This is a genomic window from archaeon CG10_big_fil_rev_8_21_14_0_10_43_11 (assembly GCA_002763265.1).
Taxonomy (GTDB): domain Archaea; phylum Nanobdellota; class Nanobdellia; order PEZQ01; family PEZQ01; genus PEZQ01.
In genome coordinates this window covers 1-22752 of sequence record PEZQ01000010.1, presented here as the reverse complement: position 1 = coordinate 22752, position 22752 = coordinate 1, and the positions used below count along the sequence as shown (strand labels likewise).

Annotated in this window: 22 protein-coding genes; 10 read left to right on the top strand and 12 right to left on the bottom strand. The window is 43.0% G+C overall.

What is annotated here, in order from left to right:
- Window positions 1–84: 84 nt before the first annotated feature.
- Entirely contained in the window at window positions 85–792 is a 708-nt protein-coding gene (uppS, locus tag COT72_05145) for a di-trans,poly-cis-decaprenylcistransferase (GenBank protein ID PIN99636.1), read from the bottom strand.
- On the bottom strand, window positions 782–2980 hold the full coding sequence (locus COT72_05140) for a hypothetical protein (protein ID PIN99635.1): 2199 nt from the start codon (window positions 2978–2980) through the stop codon (window positions 782–784). Before COT72_05140 ends, uppS begins: the two co-directional genes overlap by 11 nt.
- Between COT72_05140 and COT72_05135 the strand changes: the two genes are divergently transcribed.
- The 5 genes from COT72_05135 to COT72_05115 all read left to right on the top strand — a co-directional run bounded on the left by COT72_05135 (window position 2973) and on the right by COT72_05115 (window position 9149).
- Complete coding sequence (locus COT72_05135) at window positions 2973–4211, top strand: hypothetical protein (protein ID PIN99634.1); 1239 nt, start codon at window positions 2973–2975, stop codon at window positions 4209–4211. The two genes, COT72_05140 and COT72_05135, sit on opposite strands and share 8 nt — an antisense overlap.
- Before the next feature lie 20 nt (window positions 4212–4231).
- Window positions 4232–5731, top strand: coding sequence for a hypothetical protein (locus COT72_05130; GenBank protein ID PIN99633.1), 1500 nt, complete (start codon window positions 4232–4234; stop codon window positions 5729–5731).
- A gap of 5 nt (window positions 5732–5736) precedes the next feature.
- A complete protein-coding gene (locus tag COT72_05125) occupies window positions 5737–6885 on the top strand; it encodes a hypothetical protein (protein PIN99632.1) in 1149 nt (382 codons plus the stop codon).
- Window positions 6885–8051 carry a hypothetical protein gene (locus COT72_05120; GenBank protein ID PIN99631.1) on the top strand — a complete coding sequence of 389 codons (1167 nt, stop codon included), beginning with the start codon at window positions 6885–6887 and terminating at the stop codon, window positions 8049–8051. Before COT72_05125 ends, COT72_05120 begins: the two co-directional genes overlap by 1 nt.
- Window positions 8052–8159: 108 nt before the next feature.
- A complete protein-coding gene (locus COT72_05115) occupies window positions 8160–9149 on the top strand; it encodes a hypothetical protein (protein ID PIN99630.1) in 990 nt (329 codons plus the stop codon).
- On the opposite strand, the gene COT72_05110 is transcribed toward COT72_05115, so the two are convergent.
- The 7 genes from COT72_05110 to COT72_05080 form a co-directional block, all read right to left on the bottom strand.
- Window positions 9146–10390, bottom strand: coding sequence for a DNA helicase UvrD (locus COT72_05110; protein PIN99629.1), 1245 nt, complete (start codon window positions 10388–10390; stop codon window positions 9146–9148). The genes COT72_05115 and COT72_05110 overlap by 4 nt on opposite strands.
- 85 nt (window positions 10391–10475) lie before the next feature.
- Complete coding sequence (locus COT72_05105; GenBank protein PIN99628.1) at window positions 10476–11225, bottom strand: hypothetical protein; 750 nt, start codon at window positions 11223–11225, stop codon at window positions 10476–10478.
- 151 nt (window positions 11226–11376) lie between these two features.
- Window positions 11377–12135 carry a hypothetical protein gene (locus COT72_05100; GenBank protein ID PIN99627.1) on the bottom strand — a complete coding sequence of 253 codons (759 nt, stop codon included), beginning with the start codon at window positions 12133–12135 and terminating at the stop codon, window positions 11377–11379.
- 1 nt (window position 12136) lies between these two features.
- Window positions 12137–12328, bottom strand: a complete 192-nt coding sequence (locus COT72_05095; protein PIN99626.1) for a 30S ribosomal protein S27e — start codon at window positions 12326–12328, stop codon at window positions 12137–12139.
- A 6-nt stretch (window positions 12329–12334) separates the two neighbouring features.
- On the bottom strand, window positions 12335–12628 hold the full coding sequence (locus COT72_05090; protein ID PIN99625.1) for a 50S ribosomal protein L44e: 294 nt from the start codon (window positions 12626–12628) through the stop codon (window positions 12335–12337).
- Window positions 12629–13309: 681 nt separating this feature from the next.
- Window positions 13310–14527 carry a hypothetical protein gene (locus COT72_05085; protein ID PIN99624.1) on the bottom strand — a complete coding sequence of 406 codons (1218 nt, stop codon included), beginning with the start codon at window positions 14525–14527 and terminating at the stop codon, window positions 13310–13312.
- Between the two features lie 55 nt (window positions 14528–14582).
- Window positions 14583–14921, bottom strand: a complete 339-nt coding sequence (locus tag COT72_05080) for a hypothetical protein (protein PIN99623.1) — start codon at window positions 14919–14921, stop codon at window positions 14583–14585.
- 49 nt (window positions 14922–14970) lie between these two features.
- Here COT72_05080 and COT72_05075 point away from each other — a divergent pair, with 49 nt between their 5' ends.
- On the top strand, window positions 14971–15912 hold the full coding sequence (locus COT72_05075) for a hypothetical protein (GenBank protein ID PIN99622.1): 942 nt from the start codon (window positions 14971–14973) through the stop codon (window positions 15910–15912).
- Window positions 15913–16149: 237 nt separating this feature from the next.
- Here the strand turns inward: COT72_05075 and COT72_05070 are convergent, their stop codons facing one another.
- Window positions 16150–16584 carry a hypothetical protein gene (locus COT72_05070; protein ID PIN99621.1) on the bottom strand — a complete coding sequence of 145 codons (435 nt, stop codon included), beginning with the start codon at window positions 16582–16584 and terminating at the stop codon, window positions 16150–16152.
- A gap of 90 nt (window positions 16585–16674) precedes the next feature.
- On the opposite strand from COT72_05070, the gene COT72_05065 reads away from it, so the two are divergent.
- Window positions 16675–17604, top strand: a complete 930-nt coding sequence (locus COT72_05065; protein PIN99620.1) for a hypothetical protein — start codon at window positions 16675–16677, stop codon at window positions 17602–17604.
- 4 nt (window positions 17605–17608) lie between these two features.
- Here COT72_05065 and COT72_05060 read toward each other — a convergent pair whose 3' ends face one another.
- On the bottom strand, window positions 17609–19051 hold the full coding sequence (locus COT72_05060) for a hypothetical protein (GenBank protein PIN99619.1): 1443 nt from the start codon (window positions 19049–19051) through the stop codon (window positions 17609–17611).
- Window positions 19052–19108: 57 nt separating this feature from the next.
- Window positions 19109–19792, bottom strand: coding sequence for a phosphoesterase (locus COT72_05055; protein PIN99618.1), 684 nt, complete (start codon window positions 19790–19792; stop codon window positions 19109–19111).
- 87 nt (window positions 19793–19879) lie between these two features.
- On the opposite strand from COT72_05055, the gene COT72_05050 reads away from it, so the two are divergent.
- From COT72_05050 to COT72_05040, 3 genes are all read left to right on the top strand, one after another.
- Window positions 19880–20899, top strand: a complete 1020-nt coding sequence (locus tag COT72_05050) for a hypothetical protein (protein ID PIN99617.1) — start codon at window positions 19880–19882, stop codon at window positions 20897–20899.
- Complete coding sequence (locus COT72_05045) at window positions 20900–21700, top strand: hypothetical protein (GenBank protein PIN99616.1); 801 nt, start codon at window positions 20900–20902, stop codon at window positions 21698–21700. It abuts the gene before it with no gap.
- A 33-nt stretch (window positions 21701–21733) separates the two neighbouring features.
- Window positions 21734–22752 (top strand): hypothetical protein (locus COT72_05040; protein ID PIN99615.1); only part of this gene is annotated, 1019 nt, incomplete at its 3' end.

The following is a 22752-nucleotide window of genomic DNA, read 5'->3' as shown; positions in this document are numbered from 1 at the left end:
TTGTACTTTCCACACTTTGTTATTTAGTGTAATGCATACACTATTATTTAAAGTTTATGTTAAACCCACACTAAATAACCCTAGTTATGCGCCAAATCTGCGGTTGCGGCGTGCAAACTCGCCAAGGTCTGCGTCAAGTTGTTCTGCAGTGTAGTCGGGCCAGTATATGTCATGAAAAATAAGCTCAGTATATGACGCGTCCCAGAGCATGAAGCCCGACAGTCGTACACCATCATTCATGCCGGTTCTGATAATCAAGTCAAGGGGGGGCACCTCTTTGCTGTACAAGTGTGCTTTTACTGTTTTTTCATCAACCTGAGTTATACCGTTATCAATTATTGCTTGACACGCATCAGCAATTTCTGCGTGTCCGTCATACATAAAGCAAAAGTTAAGCGATTTTTTGGTAAAATGTTTGGTTTCGTCAATCATTTGCGCAATTTCTTTTTTGACTTCAACCGCGTTTTGCCATCTGCCAAAAAATTGGATGCGCACTTCATTCTTTTTTGCTTCTCTAATCACATTATGAAGTGCTTTAACAATAAGGCCAAAAATGTTTGAACGCTCGTCTTTGCTTCTTCCTGCCTCGTTTTTAAGACTCCACACATAGAACGTGATATGGTTGATGCCTTTTTTGTCAGCGTGGCGCAAGATAGGGTCAAATACATCAAAGCCTGCTTTGTGTCCTTGAATCGCGGTTTTTGCGCGTGCTTTTGCCCACCTGCGGTTACCATCAATAATAAATCCAACATGGTTTGGCGTGTTCATTATACGTGTCCTCTCATCCCACATACTTATTTAAATCTGATTGTGGTTCTTGCTCGTTTTGGGGCCTTTGGGGAGTTTTTTCGCTTACTTGCAATTTAAGTTTTGTGGCGATTTTTGGTCCAAGTAAGCGTTCCAAATCAGGTAATGGCACGCTTTTAATCTGGACAGCGGTTCGTATGCCAGCGTCATAGAGTGTGCGTGCCCGCACGCGCCCAATACCTGCGTATTGCACAAGAGGCAGGAGTTGGACTTTAATGCCATACGTGATGCGGATTCGCACGTGCTGTATGGGGGAAAGAAGGTATGTTGCTCCCTGCACGCGGGCAAGCTCAGCAAGCGAGTATAATATCCAGTCAGCGTTGTTTACACGCCAGCGAAGGTCGCCGGGGAGCACGCGAAACTTAGTGAGAATGCCTTGTTCTGTAATTTCATCAATCCAGTCTTCAAGAAGCAGCGCGGTTTTGTAGGCGCGAATATAATCTTCAAAATCAAATGAGGTGGGAGGGGGAACAGGATAGAGCAGTTTGTTCTGGTCGTATTCAAAGTTTTCTGCAAGGCGTGAATAATCGGTTCGTGAGAGTCGCAAGGAGGGTTGCATTTCAAGAGTCATGCAAATCGCGTGAAGCAGCGCAATTGGTTCAACTTCTCGCGCGCCTTTTGTTGCCTCAATTGCCTGCAGGAGCGTGTGCGCTGAGATAGGGTCAAGATAGAGTTGTGCAACACGAAGACCAAGGCGAGTGGCGCTAATAGTGCTGCCCTGATACGTGATAAATCCAAATCCTTGTAACTCATCAAGCACCATGCGAAGCGTTGCCTGCAATTGGTCTAGGTTTCCATACTGGGTTGCATAAAAGGTTTGCTCAAAAAAGGCTTGCGCGCTCTCTTCGCCAGTAATAACTTCTTGGGCAATAAGCGCGAGTGCATGCATGCGCAGTGTTGGCTGGTGAGAAAGTTTTGAATACACTTCTTCAACTTCGCCCTGCACAAACTTGCTGCAAATCAGTTCTTTTTCTTCGCGTGTTGTGGCAAACGTGATTGCTTCACCCCATTTTTCATAGTTTGGCCGTCCTGCGCGCCCGGCAAGTTGTTTGTATTCTAAAACTTTTATCCAGTCCATAAAGCCTTCGCGCGCGTAGTAGCGTTTCAAGTCTTTGACAATCACGCGAAACGCAGGCAAGTCAACACCCATGGCAAGCGTGGGCGTTGCAACAATAACACTAAGCGTGCCGTCGCGAAACGCGTTTTCAAGCAGGGTTCGCTGCTCATTTAAGAGTCCTGCGTGGTGAAACGCAACACCGTTTTTTACAAAGGTTGCGAGCTTTTCGCATTGGCTTGTTGGTTTTTCAAGCACGTTTTGCACGCGTTGTGAGAGTGCTGCAAGCTTTTTGCTTTGTTCTTCTGAGAGGATGAGCTTAATTTTTTGTGCAAACGTTTCTGCGCTTCTTCGCGAAGACACGAATACAAGTGATTGTTTTCCCTGCTCATGGGTGTGGTGCACTACATCAAGACTGGGCTCATTTCGTCTTGCAGACACAAAAAGCGTGTTGTTGTCAAAAAAGTCTATGCAATTATCAAACATGATACCTTCTTTGAGTTCAACAGGCCGGTACGTGCTCTCAACAATATCTGCTGAAAGCCATTTACCTATTTCATGCGCATTTTTGATTGTCGCGCTTAGCGCAAGAATTTTGAGTTTTGGAAGAGCTGTTTTAAGGCGGGTGAGCAATACTTCTAATGTTGGTCCTCTTGCTTCTTCACCAAGCAAGTGCACTTCATCAACAACAAGCAACCCTACCTGCGAAAGCCATGGCGCGCCATGGCGAAGCAGGGAGTCCATTTTCTCACTGGTTGCAATGATAATATCCGCGTGTTTGAGAAACGTGTCTTTTGAATCAAGGTCACCCATGGACACAGACACGTCAAGAATGTCTTTGTATTTCTTTTTGAAATCAGCATATTTCTCGCTTGCAAGTGAACGAAGGGGCACAAGATACACCGCTTTCTTGTCCTTATTGAGAACCATGTTTAAAATGTCCATCTCTGCAATCAGGGTCTTTCCTGATGCTGTTGGTGAAGCAATAACAAGATTCTTTTCAAAAAGACCGGCTTCAAGCGCGCGGGCTTGGGGCGGGCGAAGCTCAGTTATTCCTTGCGCTACAAGAATATTTTGAACATTCTTTGGAACGTACTCTAACGTAGCTTCTATGCGCATGTGCAACACAACCTTTTTATCAATTAAAAAGCATATCTATTTACCCAGTATGAAACACGGACAAGCAGGTGTTGCGGTCATTTTATTCGTGGTACTAGGGCTATTCATGTTTTACTTGCTTTTTGTAACGCCAACAGAGCGCTTGTCATTATTAGGACTCAATGAAGAGGAGAAAAACCAAACCCAACCGCCCCAGATTAGTGAGTCAACAAACCAGATTTTTTCGCGTGAAATAGGGTATATTGGGAAAAAAACAGGCTCGCTTCTTCGGGAACACGAACTTGAAGCAATGGACTTAGCATACCCTCCTGTTGAAGAAGTGATATGGGAAAAGGGAACTGCCGTTCTCACGGCAAACATACTTTTTAAAGGTGAGCTAAGCACCCTCATTCCCGGCGATTACGCGTTCGTGCGTGTCACGGGTAGAATTGGTGATGTGATTGGCACGCCTGTTCTTAAAATTGGCAGCAACAACATAGCCATTTATTCTTCAGAAATCTTACGAAATCAGGAAATCAACCTTGCAATTGACGCATCAAAAATAAGCGGTGACGCGCTTGAAATCTCATGTGAATGGCATGGACTCGCATTTTGGAAGCAGCAAAAATGCGAACTGCTTGACCTTGAAATTATAAAAGTGTCATATGCTTTAGTTAATCCTCAAGACACACGCGAGGTCACCATCACGCGCTCAGAAAGCCAGGGAGGAAGCTACAAATTGCTCTTTAGCATTGACAGCTCAAACAACACAGCAAATCTGGGGGTGAGCGTTAATGGCGTGCTTGTATATGAGGAAGCGCCTTTTGCACGTGATGAGCAGTATTTTATTCGCGGTTCGCTCAGCAGTGTTGACCTTTCAGAGGGACAAAATCTTATTGACTTTCTTGTTGAACCCGGAGCATCATACGCGCTCTCGGATATCACTTTGCAAACCTTTGAAAAAGAAAGTGAAGAGAGCAATATAACGTTCTACTTTAACCTATCAAACACTATTTATGCAGGCGCCCGAAATTTTACCGTAGTGTTTTCTGTTGAAGAAATTACTGAAGCAGGCGGTCTTGATGTTATTTTCAATAACAAAGGATACTGGTTTGCGCCATCACAACTGGTTACCGGAGATAACTGGTTGAATGTAAAACGTGAGGATTTAAGCGCAGGAGCAAATCGTGTTCGCATCAGCAGCAGCACAGGACGTTTTAGAATTGGAACTATGCGCATGTATTGGGAGTAATAAAAGTGGGGACGTAGGGGATGAATACACGGGGACAAACAGCACCAACAAATATCACCGTCAAAGAAGCAGGAAGTGGTGGAAGCAGTGTTAGCAAAATTCTTAAACTGCTTATCCTGGGTCTTATTGCACTTATTGCTATTATGCTCATATTTCCTTCAATTCAGGACAATTTTTTAAAACCATTATGGGAAGGAACTCCAGGAAAGCCCGGTCTTTCAGCACAATTTAGCAGTTCAACGTCTGTGTCAGAAATTCTTTCACGATTCTTTGGAGCAAGCAGTTCAGCAAAAAGCGAGGACGAAGTGCTTGCAGTGCGAACTCAGGTTAAACAAGTGTGGGAAACACAATACGCTGCAGGCCAGGAATCAACACGCAGCACGAGTGTTGATTTTTCTATGGGACCGTTTTCTATTACCCCATTTGATTCCATTAATGGATGGCGTGAACAAATACCCATAAGCTTTCAGTTACAAGTAACAAATAAAGGAAACGTGGCAATGGATGTGCAAACAAACTTTGCCTGTGTGTATCCAACAACGCCATCAAACATTTGTGATATTGTTGGCGTTGATTTCCAGTGCAATACTGATACAAACGAGCCTGAAAAGCTCTTTTTCAACGACCTCCCTCCAACAACGCCTTCAACTAAAACGTGTCGAACCGTTTTAATTGGTGAAAATCAAACATGCGACGGATGCTCACAAGGAGTGCGTGATTGTTATGCAAACAGGCAGTGTTATGAATCAATTGTGTATGACACAACCCCTCTTAAAACAGAAGCAACACCCATGTCATGGTGTTTGAGCATTCTTGACGAAGGCGGCAGCATGGGGCTGTACGAAGCAAAATTCCAAGCGTATGGGCGTGCAAATTTCATTTCCCGTGCGCGCATTGACGTGCCTATTATTAATCGTGAGTACGCAACAAGCCTGCTCTCAGAAAATAAACTGACCTTCTTGCAAAGCAAGGCAGTAAACACAGAAAACCCGGTTGCAATTGGTATGGATGTGGGTCAAATCCCTATCCTCACTGAAGCAGTAAGTGGCGATAATGTAAAATCAGTTTTGTTCTCATTTGGTGAGCCAAGCGATAATGGCCGCGTTATTGACATACCCCTTTTCACGCTTCAAATTGAAAAGGAACTGCTCAACACTGATTTAATACATGCTGAATTATGGACGTGCGCGCAAAACAGTATTGAACTTGATAGTATTATTCCAACAGGGACGGGAAGTGAATTTGAGTTAAATGACCGCGCAATCGGGCTCAAAGAGCAGTACACGGCGATTATTGATGATTATGCGATTTGTAGGCTTGCAAATCCGCGGGCTAATGACCGTTACTCATTTGATTTTGAAATAACTGATAAAGGTATGCGAAGAATTACCTACCTTATTGGTGCAGACATGATTTACACATACCAAAGACAAATGAGCAGGGATAATACTATTACTATTGATTGCTCATGCACAACGTTCAAAGAAACGTTTGACGCTGATAACTGTATAATAGGTTGAACCATATGAAAACAAGTATAGTAGTACTCATTGCAGCAACCCTTTTTCTAAGCGGTTGCTCTGCGCTTGGAGCAGGCGCGCAAACAAGCAGCACGCAAAGCGAGTCAAAACTCAGCGCGTTTCAGGGAATTGGCGTGCTTAGTTTCATCCCAATCCAAGAACAACTCCTTCCAGGCGGGCAGTCCTATGTTGAATTAACTATCAGGAATAATGCGCTTGGCCAGGTCGCAAAAAACATTGTTATTACCCTTGACCACATCCACCCATTTAGTTTGCTTGACTGCACTGGCAGTGAAATACCCCTTGAAAGTATCAGCGTCAGTAATCAAGATTATCTTGTTTCATACCAAGACGAACAAGTAGCGTGTGACAAAGTATATGGGCGCTGCGACCCGCTTGATTCAGATTGCGGTTTTTTCCTCTATGACAATGATTCACGTGTTGCACTCAACCAGCATGGGCTCTTAGAGCTCTTCACGGGTGATGAGTATGATTTTATCTGGGGTGTTAAAGCACCAGAAGTCGGCGCAATCAAAGGCATTTATTACAAACAAGACCTGTATTACATAGTTGAATATGATTATGGCGTAAACGGGTTTTACAATCTTATTGCCATGAGTAACACAGAAGCCCAGCGCAGGAGGGATGTAGGAGAATCCTTGAACGTTCCAATTGATGAGCAAAACAGCGCAGGACCAATTGATGTTGTATTTGAAGACGAACAAGTGTTTTTTGACGTGCTTGGCAGTCAGATTGTGCAAAACTTTATTTTCACCATTGAAAACAAGGGAACCGGCGTGCTCTCAGAAGGAACTGACGCACGGGTTGTTTCGCGCATTCCCGACGAATTAGATGTGCAAAGCTCGTGCGCGAATTGGTGGGATGGGCATTTAGTGCAAAACGAGGATGGAACGTACCGCACAGAAGAGGGATGCGCTAACAAAGACATATTGTATCGTGACATCACCTCTCAAGACTTTTTTGGCAGTCTTGAATTTTTTGTACCCTTTAAAATAAATGAGCAAACACTCACCCTGTTGCGCGATAACAACATCCCGCTCACAACCTTCACGTTTTTTGTTGATATGAACTACACCTATTCAATTGAAGGAAGCACAACACTTCAGGTCCGCCCGCTTGGAGGTGAACAATAATGAAGCAGGCTCTTATGCTCCTGCTTGTAGGCATTGTTGCGCTTAGCGGGTGTTCAGCACTCAGCGGGGGAGACACACAAACCCCTGTTGTTCGCGGGAAATATGGTCTTGCAATTGCATCATATGCAGCAGAGAACACTATTCTTGAGCCAGGTCAAAGCACTGCGTTGCGCTTGCACGTGAGAAATGTGGGAAATCAAAGTGCAACAAATGTAGTTATGCAACTTATTAATACTGGATTGCTTGACGTTGAGGGGGATACCACAACAAAGCCGGCAAATATTGAAACATTCCCCACTATTGAACATGGTGATAATGAGGAAATCACGTGGATTGTGCGCGCTCCGCAAACTGCCGGTGTTGATTATCGTCCGCTTGTCAAGATGTGTTATGATATGACCAGTGTGGGTTATGTCACGGTTAAAGCCGTTGATAACGCCGTGTACAACCAGTTTACCGTTGAACTTGCAACATTAAGTGATTCAACGGATGGTCCGGTGTCTATCACATTCCAAGTGGATAACCCAATTGTTATCAATGATGGAGGAGAAATTGAGCAAATCACGATTAATTTGAATAATGTTGATGAAGGCCAAATTTCAACCGCGCAAGGCACTGAGAGTTTTGGCGAACTCAATTCACTTGATGCAGGCAGTTTTAACATCACGTTCTCAGCGCTCACCAGCCGCATTGAAGGAAGCACCGCAACATGTGCAAAGGGCTCGCGAACCGGTGATGGGCGCTGCGACCTTGGAAAAGCCGTGCGCGCGTGCAATCAGGCAGGTTGCGTGTATGATTCTTCACAAGATGTGTGCACGCCATCAGAAGAAGGGGATTGGACGTGCAGCACGCGAAAGTATTGTTTGTATGGGGAGTATAGTCCGTCAACAGACCAGTGTTACGTAAAAGAGGGCTACACCTTTGATGGACAAATTGATTCGTACTGGCAGTGTTCAGTAAATGAACAAACAAATCAGATTGATTGCACAAACACTGACCGCATCAGATTCATTAATGGTGAGCGCGCACGCATGAGAATCAATATACCGCTCATGGCGCCTGAAAACGAGGTGTTTTTTGAGGATGTGGTAACCTTTGAAGCGCAGGCAAAATACAAATACTGCATTAACACAGACCCCTTGCGCATTCAAGTTCGCAACAGGTAGGCAGGGGGGTGGCTTCTAAACACTTCTTTTTCGCTAAACATTTATAAGAACTGAGAATCACAGTAATAAGTAATGTGATGTATCATGCATAAGGGGTTATTATTTTTGATGGGAATTCTTATCATAAGTGGATGTACTGGTCAGGGTGCACAAGAAACTGACACCGGTGCATCCTCATCAGCAGGAGGGTATGGGCTTATTATTCCTGAATTCTACACTGACATTGCGCGTCTTGAAGCAGGGGATACCGCCCTTATTGTGCTTAATGTAACAAACCTTGACAATGAATTTGCACGCGACGTAACCGCGCGCATTTTTCCTGCGGGAATGGAAATAAGCGAAAGCGACAGGGAGCAATCAGAGTTTGAAATTGCTCCCCAAGACAGTACTGTGTTTGAATTTGATTTGCAGGCAGCACGAAATCTCAATATTGACCGAACCTACACTCCCTATGCAGAAGTGTGTTACAACTATCTTGCAACCGGTTCTGCAGCCTTGTTTGTAATTGACAATGACTTTTACACAAGTGACACACAAATCCCCGACATTCCGCCCGCATCAAGTTTAGGACCAATTGAAGTAACTGTTGACCCGGGAACGCGCCTTAATATTAGAAAAACAGAACAGGGCGTGATTGAAGGAAGAAACCGAACAATCAGACTTGAACTTGCTAACATTGATACAGGGTATGTAATTAATGGCTCAACCGGGTTTGTAAGCAATGCAGTTGAACGAAATAGGGTTGCAACACGCGCGCTTGACCTGCGCATTACTGCAACAAGTGATGCAAAAGCAACAATTAGCGAACTTGAAAATGAAGGACAGGTCTTTGCGTGCTCAACTGACTCAGTCACGGCTCAAAGCGAACTGTATGAACAGGCGTATGGCATCTCAACAAACGGTGCTGACACGATATATTGCACAAACATTGATGATATCAGTTTTGGCAGTACCGGCACAGGAAAATCATTGCGCCTCCCTATAGAATTCACGGTAAACCAAGGCGGGCAGGACACCGTGTTTTTTGAAGCAACCCTTGATTACCGTTACTGCATCCAGTCACCTCAGATTAGTTTACTTGCACAGCGCGTAAACTAGAAAAAGTCGCAAAGATTTTTCTCTTTTTTTTCAGGTTCAGCAAGAGCGCTAAAAATGGGCTCGCCATACACGCCATCGTAGCCGGGTGTGTATGAAACAGTATTATTTCTTAGAGCAAGAATCATTGAGGCTAATTGTTTGCCAAGTTTTTCTTCAAGGTCTTTTGGGGTTGCATCAATAAGAATGTCAAATTCGTTTTTGAAGTGTGAGACCGCGTCATAGTATTGACGAAGCACTTTTTTAGAGTTAAGAGAGGAAACCCTATTTTTAACGCGAATGATTTCTGCAAGCGGAAGCAGGGTTTTAAAGGGTCGCGCGCTTGCCGGCTTGTTTTGTGGTGGCGTGTCAGTAAGTTCAAGCACTCTGTTGAGAACGCCAATAACAAGGGGTTGCCCGCATTGAGGGCACATGTTGTGGTGTTTTTTTGCTTCTGCAGGATGCATGCGCACATTACACGCGCGGTGTCCATCATAATGGTATTTTCCATAGTCAGGAGCTACTTCAACAGTGTAATCAAGGTGGTTTTGGCGAAGTGTGTTAATAACGTTTGCGTACGTAAACTCAGTAAGAGAAAACACGTTGCACTCGCGCCCAATACGCCATGGGTGGGGCGAATGTGAATCACTGTTGCTCACAAGGGTTTTGCCATGTGTTTTTGACACGCTCCAGTTCATACCCGGATCGCTTGAGAGCCCGGTTTCAAGGCAGTAAATGTGTTTTGCCTGTTTTTCATAGCACGCGTCTATGCTGTTGTAGCCTGAGCGTGAACCAAACAAACTAAACCAGGGCGTCCACACATGCGCGGGTATGATTTCTATGTCTTGGCTGATTGCTTTAAGGTCGTATACAAGGTCGCTAGCAGGGTATCTGCCAAAAATAGGTCTGCCGTCAGCTGCAAGGTTTCCTTTTGTGCTTAACAATTCATTGACTTGGTCAACAACGTCAAAATTTGGAAAAAGAAGGATGTGGTGAATTTTTTTTGTGCCCTGCGGAGTTGCATATATGTTTGACACTTCACTTGAGAGTATCCAATGCATGTTTTTGAACGTGTAAATGCCGGTGCCGTGGTCTTCTAGCTTGTTTTTTAGTTCCTGAAGCCAGACGGGGTGGGTGGCGTCTCCGCTTCCAAGAAGAGTTAATCCTTTAATGACACCATAGTGGGTTTGGTGTTCTAGGTCCATGTCTTTACTGGTTGCCCGTGAGTACTTGCTGTGATTATGCAAGTCCGCAAAAATACGCATTGACTCTCATGTCCTCATTTCTTTTAGTCGAGCTTTTCTTTTTAAAAGAAAAGGTCGCTGTGATTATGCACGTCTGCAAAAATACTTATCCAATATAACGGTTATCTGTGTCTGAGTGTTGAAGCATGTAATCGCGGATTTCATCTTCGCGCTTGGCGCGTTTGCCAATCTCTTTTTCGTAGAGAGCAATATCATTTTCAATGTTTGATAAGTCAAGGTCAAGTGCTAAGTGTTTTGCAAGGATTTCGAGCACGCCTTTTGCAGCTTTAATGCCAAAGTGTGTGGGGCTTGCGTCAGTTTCCACAAGCAGGCCAAACCCGGGAATGTTTTTATTTTTTGCAAGTCCCAAAAAAATGCCTGCAGCACCAACAACAAGCGAGACTGTGTCATTGCCATCAAACACAAGCGAATAGGGTTCTAGTTTTGTTTTGAGTTCCGGGGTGGTAACAACGCCATGCACGCGGGGTTTTGCTTCAAGCAAAGCCATGCCGCCAATAGTGATGATTTCTTTTGGTTGCGTGAGTTCAATGATTTTTTCGCACAATGCATAATTGTACTCATCTGCAGCTTGCACATCGCCTACCACCAGGATGAGGTCTCGCTCGCCTGCGCGCACGTGGTACACGTCAATTTTTGGAAGTGTGATAGTTGAATCGTCCTCAATCATAACAAATGCAGGAAAGTGATGAGAATAGATTTCATACATTTTTTGCGCGCCCAATTTTTCTACGAGCAAATCAACGCTGATGCGCGCAACATTCGCTATGCCCGGAAGACCTTCTATGAGAACCGGATTTTTGATGGTTGGTTGTGAGAATGTTTTAATGTCAAACATGGTATCGCCATAAGTTCAGTGCGCAGTTGTGTTTCCCGCAGGTGAAAGTGTTTGTCCTCTACTTTAAAGTTACGCGCTTTTCGAATGGTTTTTTCTTCATGGCATTCTTCTTTGAGCGTGTAGTGTTTGTTTTTGGTGCAGTAGTGGAGCTTCATCGTTTTTTTGCTGCAAACTCGATAGCGTGTTTGCTCGCATAGGTTTCAAGTGTTTTTTGTAGGTCTGCAAGCTGTTTTTCTGCGCGTTTATAGTCTGATGCTTCAATTTCTATTAAGTATTCTGGTGATGAAATGTATTTCACCGTAACGCCAGGTTGCGTGACCTGTTTGAATGCGTTTTTTATTGCATTCACTCCATTTGGTGCAAGCGTTTTCATAATGAGGGTGACACTTATGCGCACGTTCTTTTGTTTTTCAGCAGCATATTGCGCGATTGCGCGCGACCATTGTGCTGAAAGGCCAAGTGAGGAAAATACGCGCCCGCCTTCAACGCGGTAGTTGTCAATAAAGTGTGAGAGCGCGCCATATTCTCCAAGCGCTTTGTTTCCCACTTCTGCATACATGTCTTTTTGGGTTTTCCCAATGCTTTTTGCAGCGGTGGTAAGAATATTTTCTGCGCGAACTTCTGCTTTCCATTCATTCCATTTTCGCGTTTTATCTGCAGGCGTGACTGCTTTGAGTGAGAGGTCGATGCTTCCTTCTTTTATGAAGAGCACTTTGCAGACAATGTCTCTGCCGATTTGAAAAAATGAATTGATATTTTTTACCCATTTTGAAGAGATTTGGGACACGTGCACCATTCCTTCAGCGTTTTCGTATTCTTTGAGCGTTACAAAAACCGCATGGGGAAGAATTTTTGTTGGCGTGCACACCACAAGTTCGTTTCTTTTAGGAAGTCCTTTTTTGGTATGCATTCTATCCTAAAACCTCCAAAACGCGTGCGAGAATATTAGTTTTTCCGCCTGTTGATTGTGCGAGTTCTTCGCCGCACACAAGACACGTTATGGATTTAGTGGAGGCTTTATTAAATATGACTTGTTCGTTCTTGCAGCTATTGCAGCGAACTTTGACAAATTGGGATGATGGGTTTTTGATAACGTCTTTCATAGTATTTTACACCAGTTCGAATTTTTTTGTGCGCTTTGAGCTTTGGTAGGGATGTTGTTTTTTGCAATTTTTGCATTCAAAACGAATATCTGGTTTCTTGGAAAGTTTCTTCTTGTGGCGTTTGCTTTTTTGCGGCTGCGGATAGGGTGTTGAACCGTACCCCTTCTGAATCCTCGCTGAACGAATCCGTTCTATCCTGCCCAGAGGATTCTTTGCTCGCGCTTTCACTCTCACTACTTTCTGCTCTTCGTGTGTCTTGCACGTTGGACAGTACCGTTTCATTGACCGAGGAACTTTCATGCTTTCTCGCCTTATTGTTTTGAATGAGGAACATGGCCAAATCAAAAGGCAACACCGCGTGCGTGTTTTTCTCAAATGGACCGTACGTGTTCCCGTCTTCCCACACAAAAGGGGTGGGAATATCTTCACTAATCAAAAGGGGTAGTGTTTTTAAACCTTTTTGTTCACTCTGTTCTGGAGGGTTTTGTGCGCGTGTTTGCGTATCTTCTTTTCTAAGAGAAGCAGGTTCGCGTGGGGGTTCTAGCTCGCGTGTCTGTGGTGTGTGCTGCTCAGAGAGTTGCTGACTCTCATGCGTTTTGCCATTGAGCACGGGTTCAAGCAATGCTTGACGGGGTTCAAGAATATGAGCAAGAAGTGTCTGGTAGCGTTCTTCTTCAAATGCAAGCAAGTTTTTTGGAACCTGGGTTGAGCGGGTTCGCGCTGAAGACAGGGCTTTGAGCACTATTTTTCGTTCTCTGCGGTCAAAAATGTCTATAACAATTTTTCGCGCGTTGTTGAGTTCGCTAACTATTTGTGTACGCGCATCTTCTGCAAATACGCTTGTTGTTTGGTTGAGTTCACGTGTGCGTTTCTCAAGGGTTTTAAGGTATTCCTGCACGCTATTGTAGAACGTGACCGGGAGTTCAACAATGTCTACACTTGAGCGTACCATGCGCTGTATTTCGCGAAGTTTGTTGTAGTTCATTTCTTCCATGTGTGTTTCAACCTCTGATAGGGATAGCTTGCCGGGTTTTTGATGCGTTTGCACAAGTTGTCAGGTGCGCAGATGCGCAGTGCAACATAATAGTTTTGAGTGTCTGCTTGTTGCAAAGGACAGTTTGGTGGAGGATATTCTGCTTTTAATTTTTTATGCCAATTGAGTTGTGTTATTACGTATCCTTCACGCAGGGGTTCATAATTTTTGTTGTTCCATTCAAAGATGCGTTTCTCAATTTGTTCAAATGACCACCCGCAGGCTTTAAGAAAATTAAGCAGTATGAAAAGGCTTCGTTTGCGCCCGTCTTGGACACCCTTAAGAGCGGTTTTGATGCAGGGAGGAAAGTGTTCTTCGCTGATTGCTTCTTTTGGTTTAGTGATTTCAACTTTTGTCTTATCTTGCAGTGCTTCTTGCTCTGCGTTCCAAAAGTACGCGTCTTCAAACAGGTTTTTTGCTTCACCTTCGCTTCCTTTTGTAAGAAAGGTACGCAAACCCTCAACACGGGGCGGGAGTGCTTTGTTTTTTTCAAAATCAAAAATTTCATCAACAAAAAGCGGCACGCTTGCAAGTCCTGATTTTTCATGAAGCGAGTAGGGCATGCGAAAAAGGTGGCGGGATGCAATGAAAATAGTGTCAATCTCAACGCGAGAAAATGGTTTTGGCCCAATCTCTTTTTCTAAGTGTTTTGTGATTTTTTCTTTGATGTGTGCAGCAATGATGCGTGGCAGTTCAGGAAACAGGCGGGATACGGGTTGTTTGCCAAACATTTTTGGAAATGATTCAAAGGGGACGCCAATGTGAAATCCGTTATTTCCTGAGAATTTGATGTACACGTTTTTGATGCGGTTGATTTCAGTCAGGTATTCAGTGATGAGTTGCGCGGTTTTTTTTGCCCATACAAAGTTTTTCGTGTCAATATCAAAAAGCAGGTCCCAGCCCGCGCGCAGTTCGTCCTGTTCACGTCGTGTGCGGGTATTTTCAAGGTTAAGCGGGTTAAGCCAGTGTTCTTCGCTTGCGTGAAACGAGGTTGCTCCCCGCCGGGCAAGGTCGTAGAATTCTTGTTCGTTTAATACTACATGCGGTCGTTTGCCAAATCCTTTAAGGCCGTAACTTGGCACAACTTCACGCTGCAGTGCGCTTGCAAGCATTGCACTGCGTATGTCTTCTTTTGCATAATACTTAACCACGTCAGAAAAACGCATTATGTGTTTGGGATGGTAACCGGTCTTAAAAGAGTTTTTGTGTGTGTGGCAGGTATCATTTTTTCTTTTTCACACGGGTTTTTTGCTCAACGCCTTTTTTTCGAAAACGCGGCTTGAAACGCACGTTTTTTGATAAGTACAGAAGTCCTACTGAGAACAGAAGAAATATAAGAGTGTCAAATAAATTAATAAAAAGCGGGTCTGGAACGTTAAGGATGCTATAAAGCGCGCTTCCAATAATGACAATACCGCTTAAGAGGATGAGCATCCCTCCTTGCGTGATTTTTTCAATGCCACCAAATCGTTTGATAACCGTACTGATAATAAGAAGTCCAGTGAGAATTTCAAGAATATTGAGAAAGATTGTAGGTTCGTAAAAACCAATGGCACTCATTACAAGAATAATAACGGTTATTAATTTAAAAACCCTGTGAACTAGGGTAATGGTTGCGCAGGAACTTATTATCAAACTAGGCATTTTTTCAATTAGCCTGTTTATCATGTTGTTTCTCTCAAAATATCTTGTTGATGCGCTCATTCATTTCTCGCAAAAAGTAAAACTTTCAGAATTCTTGGTTGGAAGCGTTATTTTAGCGCTTGGAACAAGTATGCCTGAATTAATTGATAACATAATTGCGGCAAGCATTGGCGTTGGGGAATTGGGTGTTGGGGATTTGATTGGCTCAAACATTACGAATATCGCCCTGATTTTGGGTGTTTCTGCAATTATTCAACCAATTAGAAACATTGGCAAGAATGAAGCGCGCGAAGCCATCTTCCCGTTTTTAGCGGCGGTGCTCTATTTGCTTGTTGCATATGATGGTGTGATAACCCGTTTGAATGGCGTCTTGTTGCTTGTCGTGTATTTTGGCTACCAGTTCTATTTGCGCAAGAAGTCATTGGGCACACAACAGGAAGTGTATCTCAAAGAGATTCAGGCCGACATCATCCTCACGCCAATTGCTATTTTTACTATCATCATTTGCGGATGGCTTGTGGTGAATACCGGCGCATCTCTTGCACAGGACATTGGTATTCCGCTTTCAGTGTTTGGTTTGACAATTCTTGCGCTTAGCACGTCACTTCCTGAATTAAGCGCAGGAGTGATAAGTTCACTTAAGGGACATTCAAAAATCAGTTTGGGAAACGTGTTTGGCAGTAATAGCCTTAATCTCACACTTATTGGAGGTATTGCAGCACTTATTCATCCCATCACACTCAATAACGTGAGCGTGGTCATTGCCTCATTGATTATTCTTATTGGCTTGAGCGCACTTGTTGTTCTTTTTACCCGAACAAAGCGCAACATTACAAAAAAGGAAGGAATTTTCTTCCTGCTTATCTACGTGGCGTACTTGTTGTTTATTATCCTCACACAAGGCTAAAGAAAAAATCAAGCTGTTTTTCTGTGGAATAAAAAAAAAGAATAAAAAAGGACATGCGGAATTCATTTGCGTGTCGTGTCAATGTATCAACAATACATCGTCCCGCATTTCCCTCCGGGTAGAGTTATATTATGTTTTCTCATTATTTAAATTTTTGCAAGCGTAACACGCATAACTAACGCACCATATGCCAAAAATAAGGGTGAAAAACAAGGGTTTTTGAGAGAAAAATAGCGCTTAGTCTTCTTTTGAGCCAAGAAAATAAAAGTCAGTTTCCTGAGTTTTTTCTTCTAAGTCCATTGCAAGACTTTTTGCATCTTCAACCATCTTGTTGAGTGTGGCAATCACGCGACGGCGTTCCTGATTGATTTTAGCAAGCTCAAGATAGGGTCGTGCTGCATCAAGAAAATCACCATACGTAATAGTTGAGTACGGTTTTTTTGCCATTTCTTTAGCAATAATCCTGCCAATGTGTTCGAGCAATTTGTTCATTTCTACTTTAACGCGGCGTTTGATGATTTTTCCCTGATTTTCTTCGCGAATAAGCCGTACAACACGTGCATTAGTGAAGAATAAGTCCGGGTCTTCCTCTTCCTCAGCGTCTGCTTCAACATCAGTTGGAACTTCTTCTTCAATCTCGTCTGCTCCTGCTGCTTTCTGCTTGTCAGTCATTAAAAATCACAGTATGAATTAACTAAAAGATTGTATTTAAACATACCTCTACCCGAAACTAGTTAAGTCTAAAACATCTTTTGGGGTGCTATGCGTATTGTTTTGCGCTCAAATCCGCTTATCGAGTTTCCAGACTTGACCGTGCATTGTGACGGGAATAAAGGCGATATCAATTTCATGTCGCACGCGCATTCTGACCACGTGTTTGCACGCGCAAAAAACGTGCTCAGCTCAGAGCAAACGCTTGCACTCGCGTCTGAGCGCTTCAAGCGTTTTGCTATTGAACACTATCAAAAAGAAGACGCGCGATTCTCGCTTTTAGATAACGGACACGTGCTTGGTTCTAAAGCGCTTCTCGTTAAGCATGATAAGCGCGTGCTCTACACTTCTGATTTCACGCTCAAAAGCAGGAATTTTCTCAAAGGATTTAGGCCACCAAAAGCAGAGGTGCTCATCATTGAATCAACTTTTGGCAAACCCCACTATGAGTTTCCGGATTTTAATGCGGTTATGAGAGAAGCGCGCGACCGCATTGATGATGAACTCAAAAAAGGTAAGCATGTCTCGCTTATTGGCTACGCACTTGGAAAGGCTCAGCACTTGATGCAGCTTGCAGGCACGTTTGGTGCAGTGAGCGTTGAAAAGGGGATTGGTGCAATTAATGATGTGTATCGAAAACAGGGGGTTATGCTACCTGAACACGTTGATTTAGGTTCTAGAGAAAGCGAGGTAAGTGTGATTCCAAATCCCCGGTTTGCTCAAAAAAAGAGTGTGACTCTTGGTTTTAGTGGGTGGGCTGCTGATGGGTATTATGCCATGAGCCGGGGTGTTAATGACGCCTTTATGGTAAGCGACCACGCAGATTTTTATGAGCTTGTAAAGACTGTTAAGAAAGTGTCGCCAGAAAAAGTCTTTGTGTGGCATGGGTTTAGCGAAGAATTTGCCGCGTTTTTGCGAGTGGAAGGCTTTGACGCGGTAGCATTGCAAAAAAATCAGCACATGCTTGCAAATTTTCACTAAGTATTTACAGATACACAAGAGCGCGTTCTGCAGCTTTTTCTGCGGCAACTAAGCCATGTTCTAACTCTTCTTTGAACCGGTAGAGGGCATCAAGATAGTTCTTATTGTATTGGTTTTTCCACACGGTCATGTCCTGTTTTTGTTTTCCGCCAATAATCAGTTCTAAGTCATCATTGAAGAGTTCTTTTAGGTGTATTCTTCTTTGTTTTTGTTTTGCAAAGAATTGGCCTCGTTTTGAGCGCAGAGTATTGCACAGTTCAGTAAGGTACTGCGCGTCAGCAACGTCGCTTACATGTTTGCCTTTGATTTCAGCTTCTAAGCGTTTTGTTTTGTGTTCTTTGTGCACGTAGTCAAGCATTTCTTTAACCACACCGCGCTCAAGATTAAGTTCTTCTTTCAAATCTGAAGGCAGGCTGCTAAAAAACACGCCTGATTCTTTCATCAATTCAGAACCGTGCAGGAGCAATGACAAGATAGGGTCAACCCGTTCAAACACAAGGGGCTTATCAGTATGTTTCTTGAAATCCCGCTCATAGGCAGCAAGTTCTTCTTTTTCGCGTTTGGAAAAATCAAAAAGGCTTGTAACATCAATCCCGTTCTCAAAATTTCGAAGGCAGTTAAGGTCTTGTTTATAGCGTACGAGTATGCTAATACCATTATTTGAGGGTATGAGGGCTGGATTGTCAAGAATTTGTTCTAATTTTGTTTCTTTTCGTTTTTGTGCTGCGCTCAATTCAGAATTGAGACTTCTAAATTTCTTACCGTAATGTATTACATGACTTTGTCCAAGGTGTTCTATTGCACGCTTTACTGAAGGGTACTGGAGTAAATCATCATGAATTTCTGCGTCAATAAAATCCTGCACAAGATTCATAGTATCAAAAAACCGGTTCACACTGCGTTTAACCCGGTCTTCAAGAAGTCCAAGGTTTCTTTTTGGAGCCGTAATGTAGTCATAAAGAGCATTATTTGCCTTGGTAATCGCAACATTCCGCCTCCAAAGCTCTTTTCTTTGAAAATCAGTGCAAAGCTCATAGAGGTATCCGAGTTTTTTAAAATCAGTATCATACCCGTCTTCTATAAAGTCATAGAGTTGTTCTGAGTTTGCGTCCTGTATAAGTTTCTGCGCAGTTTTTAAGTGTTCGAGCATTTTGTTTTGAAAAAAATAGGTCCGCTCATATAAGTATCCGTCATAGTCAGTTACGGTATCATCAAGGCTTTCAAGCGTGTTTATGTTTGTTTTGAATTCTTCTCTGCTTTTGTTTTGTTTTTTAGCATCAATATACAATTCAAGAAGGTCTATTGCTAAGACTGATTTTGAAACCATATCGCGGGGTGTGCTATGTATTGCTTTTTTAACATGCTCAAACGCAATAACGCGGTCGTAAGGGTCATTTGTTTCAAGCGAATGGTACAATTCTTCAAAAGCGTTTTCAAGAGTAGTCATTATTGAGAAACGGTTTTCAGCAACAGCATTTAAATATTGTGGTTCAAAATGAGAGCATCATGCGTAGTTTTTTCTCATGCGTTTAATAGCAGGAAACACAAGTCCTGATACAACCGGTGTGAGCTCATCAAGGTCACAAAGAAGTGGGCTTAATGGTTTTTTTCCCGAAAGCACGTCAAAACCAAAGGTAAGCGGGTTGAGTGAGGGCAGTACGAGTTTATTTTTTCCAAGCAGGTGACACTTGTAGGTATGTGAAACGCCAAATTCGTCTGTAAGGGTGAGAGCAGGGTGTTCATGGCCAAAAATCAAAAATTTAGTTGTTTCTACGGGTTTATGACCATGTGTGATAAACACATCATCATACGCATAGTGGTCAACAAGTTCAAGATTGAAACGTGAAAGAATAGTTTGCACATAATTGTCATGGTTTCCGCGAATAAGCACGAGTTCTTTGCAAGAAGTTTGCAAAAATGCAATGAGAGAGCGCACATGTTTCCATTCTTGTGTGAGATTTTTTGAGAACTCGTGCTTAATATCGCCCGCTATAATAATGCGCTCAGGTTTAACCGCATCAATCATCCTTTGAATGCATGCTTTAAGGTGCGCATATGGGTGTAAAGGCAAGCTGAGTCCTTGATTTTGCAGAACCTGACTGTAGCCAAGGTGCGTGTCAGAAAAAATAAGAGCACGATGCCGAGGCAGGCACACGCCATGGGAAAGGAGTTGAAGCTCAGGTTTCATTTCAGAGTCTTAGACACGCCCATTTGTTTAAAAACGTTAGTGTGTGGCATTTTTGCGACTAAAGTTTATTAAATTGCAACTGCATGAATGTTTTGTATGGTTCGTGACACAATTTCGCGTTTTCGAGATATCATCCTTAAGCTTGCAATTCTTAGTGCAAGCATGATTCTTCTCTATCCTATTTACAAATTAGTGCTTTCAAGCATTATTTTCAGCTATGCAGTCTATCCTTCAAAACGCTATATTCGCAGTGTAGTTAAATCAAATAATCTTGCAACTTTGCTTACAAGTGTGTTGTGGATTTCAGTGCTGATTTATTTTATTGTCTTTCTTATCAATCTTGGTCTTGGCGCAGTAACTGATTTATACAGTGTGAGCCAAAGCCCTGAAGTGAGTGCACTGTTTTCAAATGCGCAGAGTTTTCTTGAAAACAACGCGGTTGGTTCGACACTCATTGCGCAAATCGATATTCGCGCGTTTTTGAGCGTTGTAGGCAATTACTTGTCACGCTTGCTTGTGAGTATTCCCGGCGTTATTTTGCAGGTATTTGCCATTATCATATTTTCATTTTATTTTCTCAGGGATGGCGGGGATTTTATTGAACTTGGCATAAAACAAATGGGAAAATCAAACGAGGGGTCTTTGCGCGAGGCGCTCAAAAAATTGGACAACGTGTTTCGCAGCATTATCTACGGCTACCTGCTCTCAGCAGTGGTAATTGGCTTGCTTGTTCTTGCAGTGCTTCTCATTCTTAACGTACCACAAGCATTTGTGCTCGCGCTAGTAGCAACTATTTTCTCAGTTATTCCCTTGTTTGGTCCTGCAATCCCATCTATTGTTGCAATTATCTATTTTTTCTACACTGGCGCGTACGTGAAAGCAGGTTTTATGATTATTGTTTGGTTTGGTCTTACATTTGTTGATGACCTTGTTCGCATGTTTGTAAGCAGGCGCGGCATTAAAAAAGAGTATAAACTGCACCCCCTTCTTTTTATATTTGGCATTATTGCAGGTCCTTCGCTTTTTGGACCAATTGGTATTGTAGTGGGTCCAATGATTTTTGGAGCGCTGACTGTTTTACTTGATGTGACAAACGGGTCGAAATAAATGAAAAAAGCAATCTTTGGTGACAAAAAAAACAAGAAACGTCATAAAGAAGTAGCAAAGCGTATTTCACAACTGCAAAAAGAACTAAAAAAAGCAGATAAAAAAGCAGATAAAAAACATGAGAAACTAAAAACAGGTGTTCCGGGAATAGACCAAATCCTTAATGGAGGCATTCCTGAAGGAAACCTTGTTCTTCTTACTGGAGGTCCAGGGTCTGGAAAGACCACATTTGGTTTGCAGTTCTTGTACGAAGGCGCAAAAAAGTATAATGAGCCGGGCATTTTTATTACTCTTGAAGAATCTCCCACACGCCTAATTGAGCATGCAAAGGATTTTGGCTTTGATCTTGCTCCTCTTATTAAAGCAAAAAAACTCAGAATTGTTAAAACTCCCTTGTACAAGTTCAGTACCCTGCTCACCGCAATTGATGATGCAGTAACGAGAATGAATGCAAAGCGGTTCTTTCTCGACCCTGCGGCGCTTTTGAACCTGTTTTTTGAAAACACGCTTGAACTGCGAAAAGGTATGGTTGCCCTTGCTGAACTTCTCAAAAAATTGGGATGCACTGCGCTTATTACCACCGATACGCAAGTGGAGGGGGGTAACATAAGCGCGTATGGTATTGAAGAATACGCGGCAGATGGGGTTATTACTCTGTATCATAGCAAAGTTGAAAACACGTTTGTGCGCATGATTGCTGTTCTTAAAATGAGAGGAACAGAACACAGCGAAAAAATTCATCCTCTTGAAATTTCAAAAGATGGACTTAGAACGTTTCCTGATGAAGCAGTATTCCAATAAGCCTTATATGCTTATTTTTCTCAGTATGGTACTGTGAGGCGGGGACAAGCTGCGCTTGAATATATGCTATTTATAGGTCTCCTCTTTGTTGCGGTTCTTCCGCTTGTCTACATTTATCACAATTCTATTGCACAACTCTCAAATGACGTAAATGTTGAAGGAAGTGCGGACAAGCTTGAGAATGTTGCGCGAAACGTGTTTTCTCGAGGGTATCCTGCAGAAGAAGTAGTGCTCATTAACATGCCTCAAACTATTATTGCAAACAGAACATATGTAACCAATGAAACCGTGCAAATCAGCTACTACAGTCAGAGTGGAAGTATTGTGGATGTGGTACGAAAGCTTCCCTTTGTATTGAATGGCACGCTTCCTACGGGTGAAGGCTCATTTTACGTGCGGGTTTCAACAACGCCCACAGGAGGTGTTGATTTTTCATTGCTCTCATTTTATGCAACACCAAACCGCATTATTTCCGAGCTTCAAACAAGCAGGTATGAAAGCGTAACTGTCACAATTTATAATACGCATGCCGCGCCCTTAACCGTGAACGTGAGTATTCATTCACTAGGAGGGCTTGTTGATGTTAATACCTCAAGTGCTGCAAATAATAATGTAACAACGATTGTTGGAATTGGGGGGCATTCAAGTTACAACCTTACGATTAATGTGAGTGCAGGAGGCAAGACAGGAACGTATTTTGGCGCGCTTGTAATTGACAGCTTGCAGGGAATTGTAAGTATTCCCCTTACGATTTCCGTGTCAAACGTGTTTACCTACCTCACAAACGGAACACAAACGTTTACGTTCAGTTATGATACTGGAGCGCTTGTAAATCTGAGCTTCAACGCAACAAGCAATGCACTCACACTTAATGGAGCAAGCACGCAGGGGTTGTACACCTCACAAGTGTTTTATGCAGGAGGAAATTCTGAGTGGAAAAACATTTCATGGAGCAGTTCAAAAAACGCGCTTCCCAATACGGGTACAACTGAAGACGAAATTAACATGACCGGCAATCTTGTGTTATTGCATGCTGATGAGACAAACAGTAC

Coding starts and splice junctions, on each gene's coding strand:
- uppS (PIN99636.1), bottom strand. CDS start 792: ATGTGGGATGAGAGGACACGTATAATGAACACGCCAAACCATGTTGGA.
- COT72_05105 (PIN99628.1), bottom strand. CDS start 11,225: ATGTTTGACATTAAAACATTCTCACAACCAACCATCAAAAATCCGGTT.
- COT72_05055 (PIN99618.1), bottom strand. CDS start 19,792: ATGAAACCTGAGCTTCAACTCCTTTCCCATGGCGTGTGCCTGCCTCGG.
- COT72_05070 (PIN99621.1), bottom strand. CDS start 16,584: ATGACTGACAAGCAGAAAGCAGCAGGAGCAGACGAGATTGAAGAAGAA.
- COT72_05090 (PIN99625.1), bottom strand. CDS start 12,628: ATGAAAGTTCCTCGGTCAATGAAACGGTACTGTCCAACGTGCAAGACA.
- COT72_05095 (PIN99626.1), bottom strand. CDS start 12,328: ATGAAAGACGTTATCAAAAACCCATCATCCCAATTTGTCAAAGTTCGC.
- COT72_05110 (PIN99629.1), bottom strand. CDS start 10,390: ATGCGTATTTTTGCGGACTTGCATAATCACAGCAAGTACTCACGGGCA.
- COT72_05100 (PIN99627.1), bottom strand. CDS start 12,135: ATGCATACCAAAAAAGGACTTCCTAAAAGAAACGAACTTGTGGTGTGC.
- COT72_05065 (PIN99620.1), top strand. CDS start 16,675: ATGCGTATTGTTTTGCGCTCAAATCCGCTTATCGAGTTTCCAGACTTG.
- COT72_05125 (PIN99632.1), top strand. CDS start 5,737: ATGAAAACAAGTATAGTAGTACTCATTGCAGCAACCCTTTTTCTAAGC.
- COT72_05085 (PIN99624.1), bottom strand. CDS start 14,527: ATGCGTTTTTCTGACGTGGTTAAGTATTATGCAAAAGAAGACATACGC.
- COT72_05060 (PIN99619.1), bottom strand. CDS start 19,051: ATGACTACTCTTGAAAACGCTTTTGAAGAATTGTACCATTCGCTTGAA.
- COT72_05080 (PIN99623.1), bottom strand. CDS start 14,921: ATGAGTGCCATTGGTTTTTACGAACCTACAATCTTTCTCAATATTCTT.
- COT72_05115 (PIN99630.1), top strand. CDS start 8,160: ATGGGAATTCTTATCATAAGTGGATGTACTGGTCAGGGTGCACAAGAA.
- COT72_05130 (PIN99633.1), top strand. CDS start 4,232: ATGAATACACGGGGACAAACAGCACCAACAAATATCACCGTCAAAGAA.
- COT72_05045 (PIN99616.1), top strand. CDS start 20,900: ATGAAAAAAGCAATCTTTGGTGACAAAAAAAACAAGAAACGTCATAAA.
- COT72_05120 (PIN99631.1), top strand. CDS start 6,885: ATGAAGCAGGCTCTTATGCTCCTGCTTGTAGGCATTGTTGCGCTTAGC.
- COT72_05135 (PIN99634.1), top strand. CDS start 2,973: ATGCGCATGTGCAACACAACCTTTTTATCAATTAAAAAGCATATCTAT.
- COT72_05050 (PIN99617.1), top strand. CDS start 19,880: ATGTTTTGTATGGTTCGTGACACAATTTCGCGTTTTCGAGATATCATC.
- COT72_05140 (PIN99635.1), bottom strand. CDS start 2,980: ATGCGCATAGAAGCTACGTTAGAGTACGTTCCAAAGAATGTTCAAAAT.
- COT72_05075 (PIN99622.1), top strand. CDS start 14,971: ATGGTTGCGCAGGAACTTATTATCAAACTAGGCATTTTTTCAATTAGC.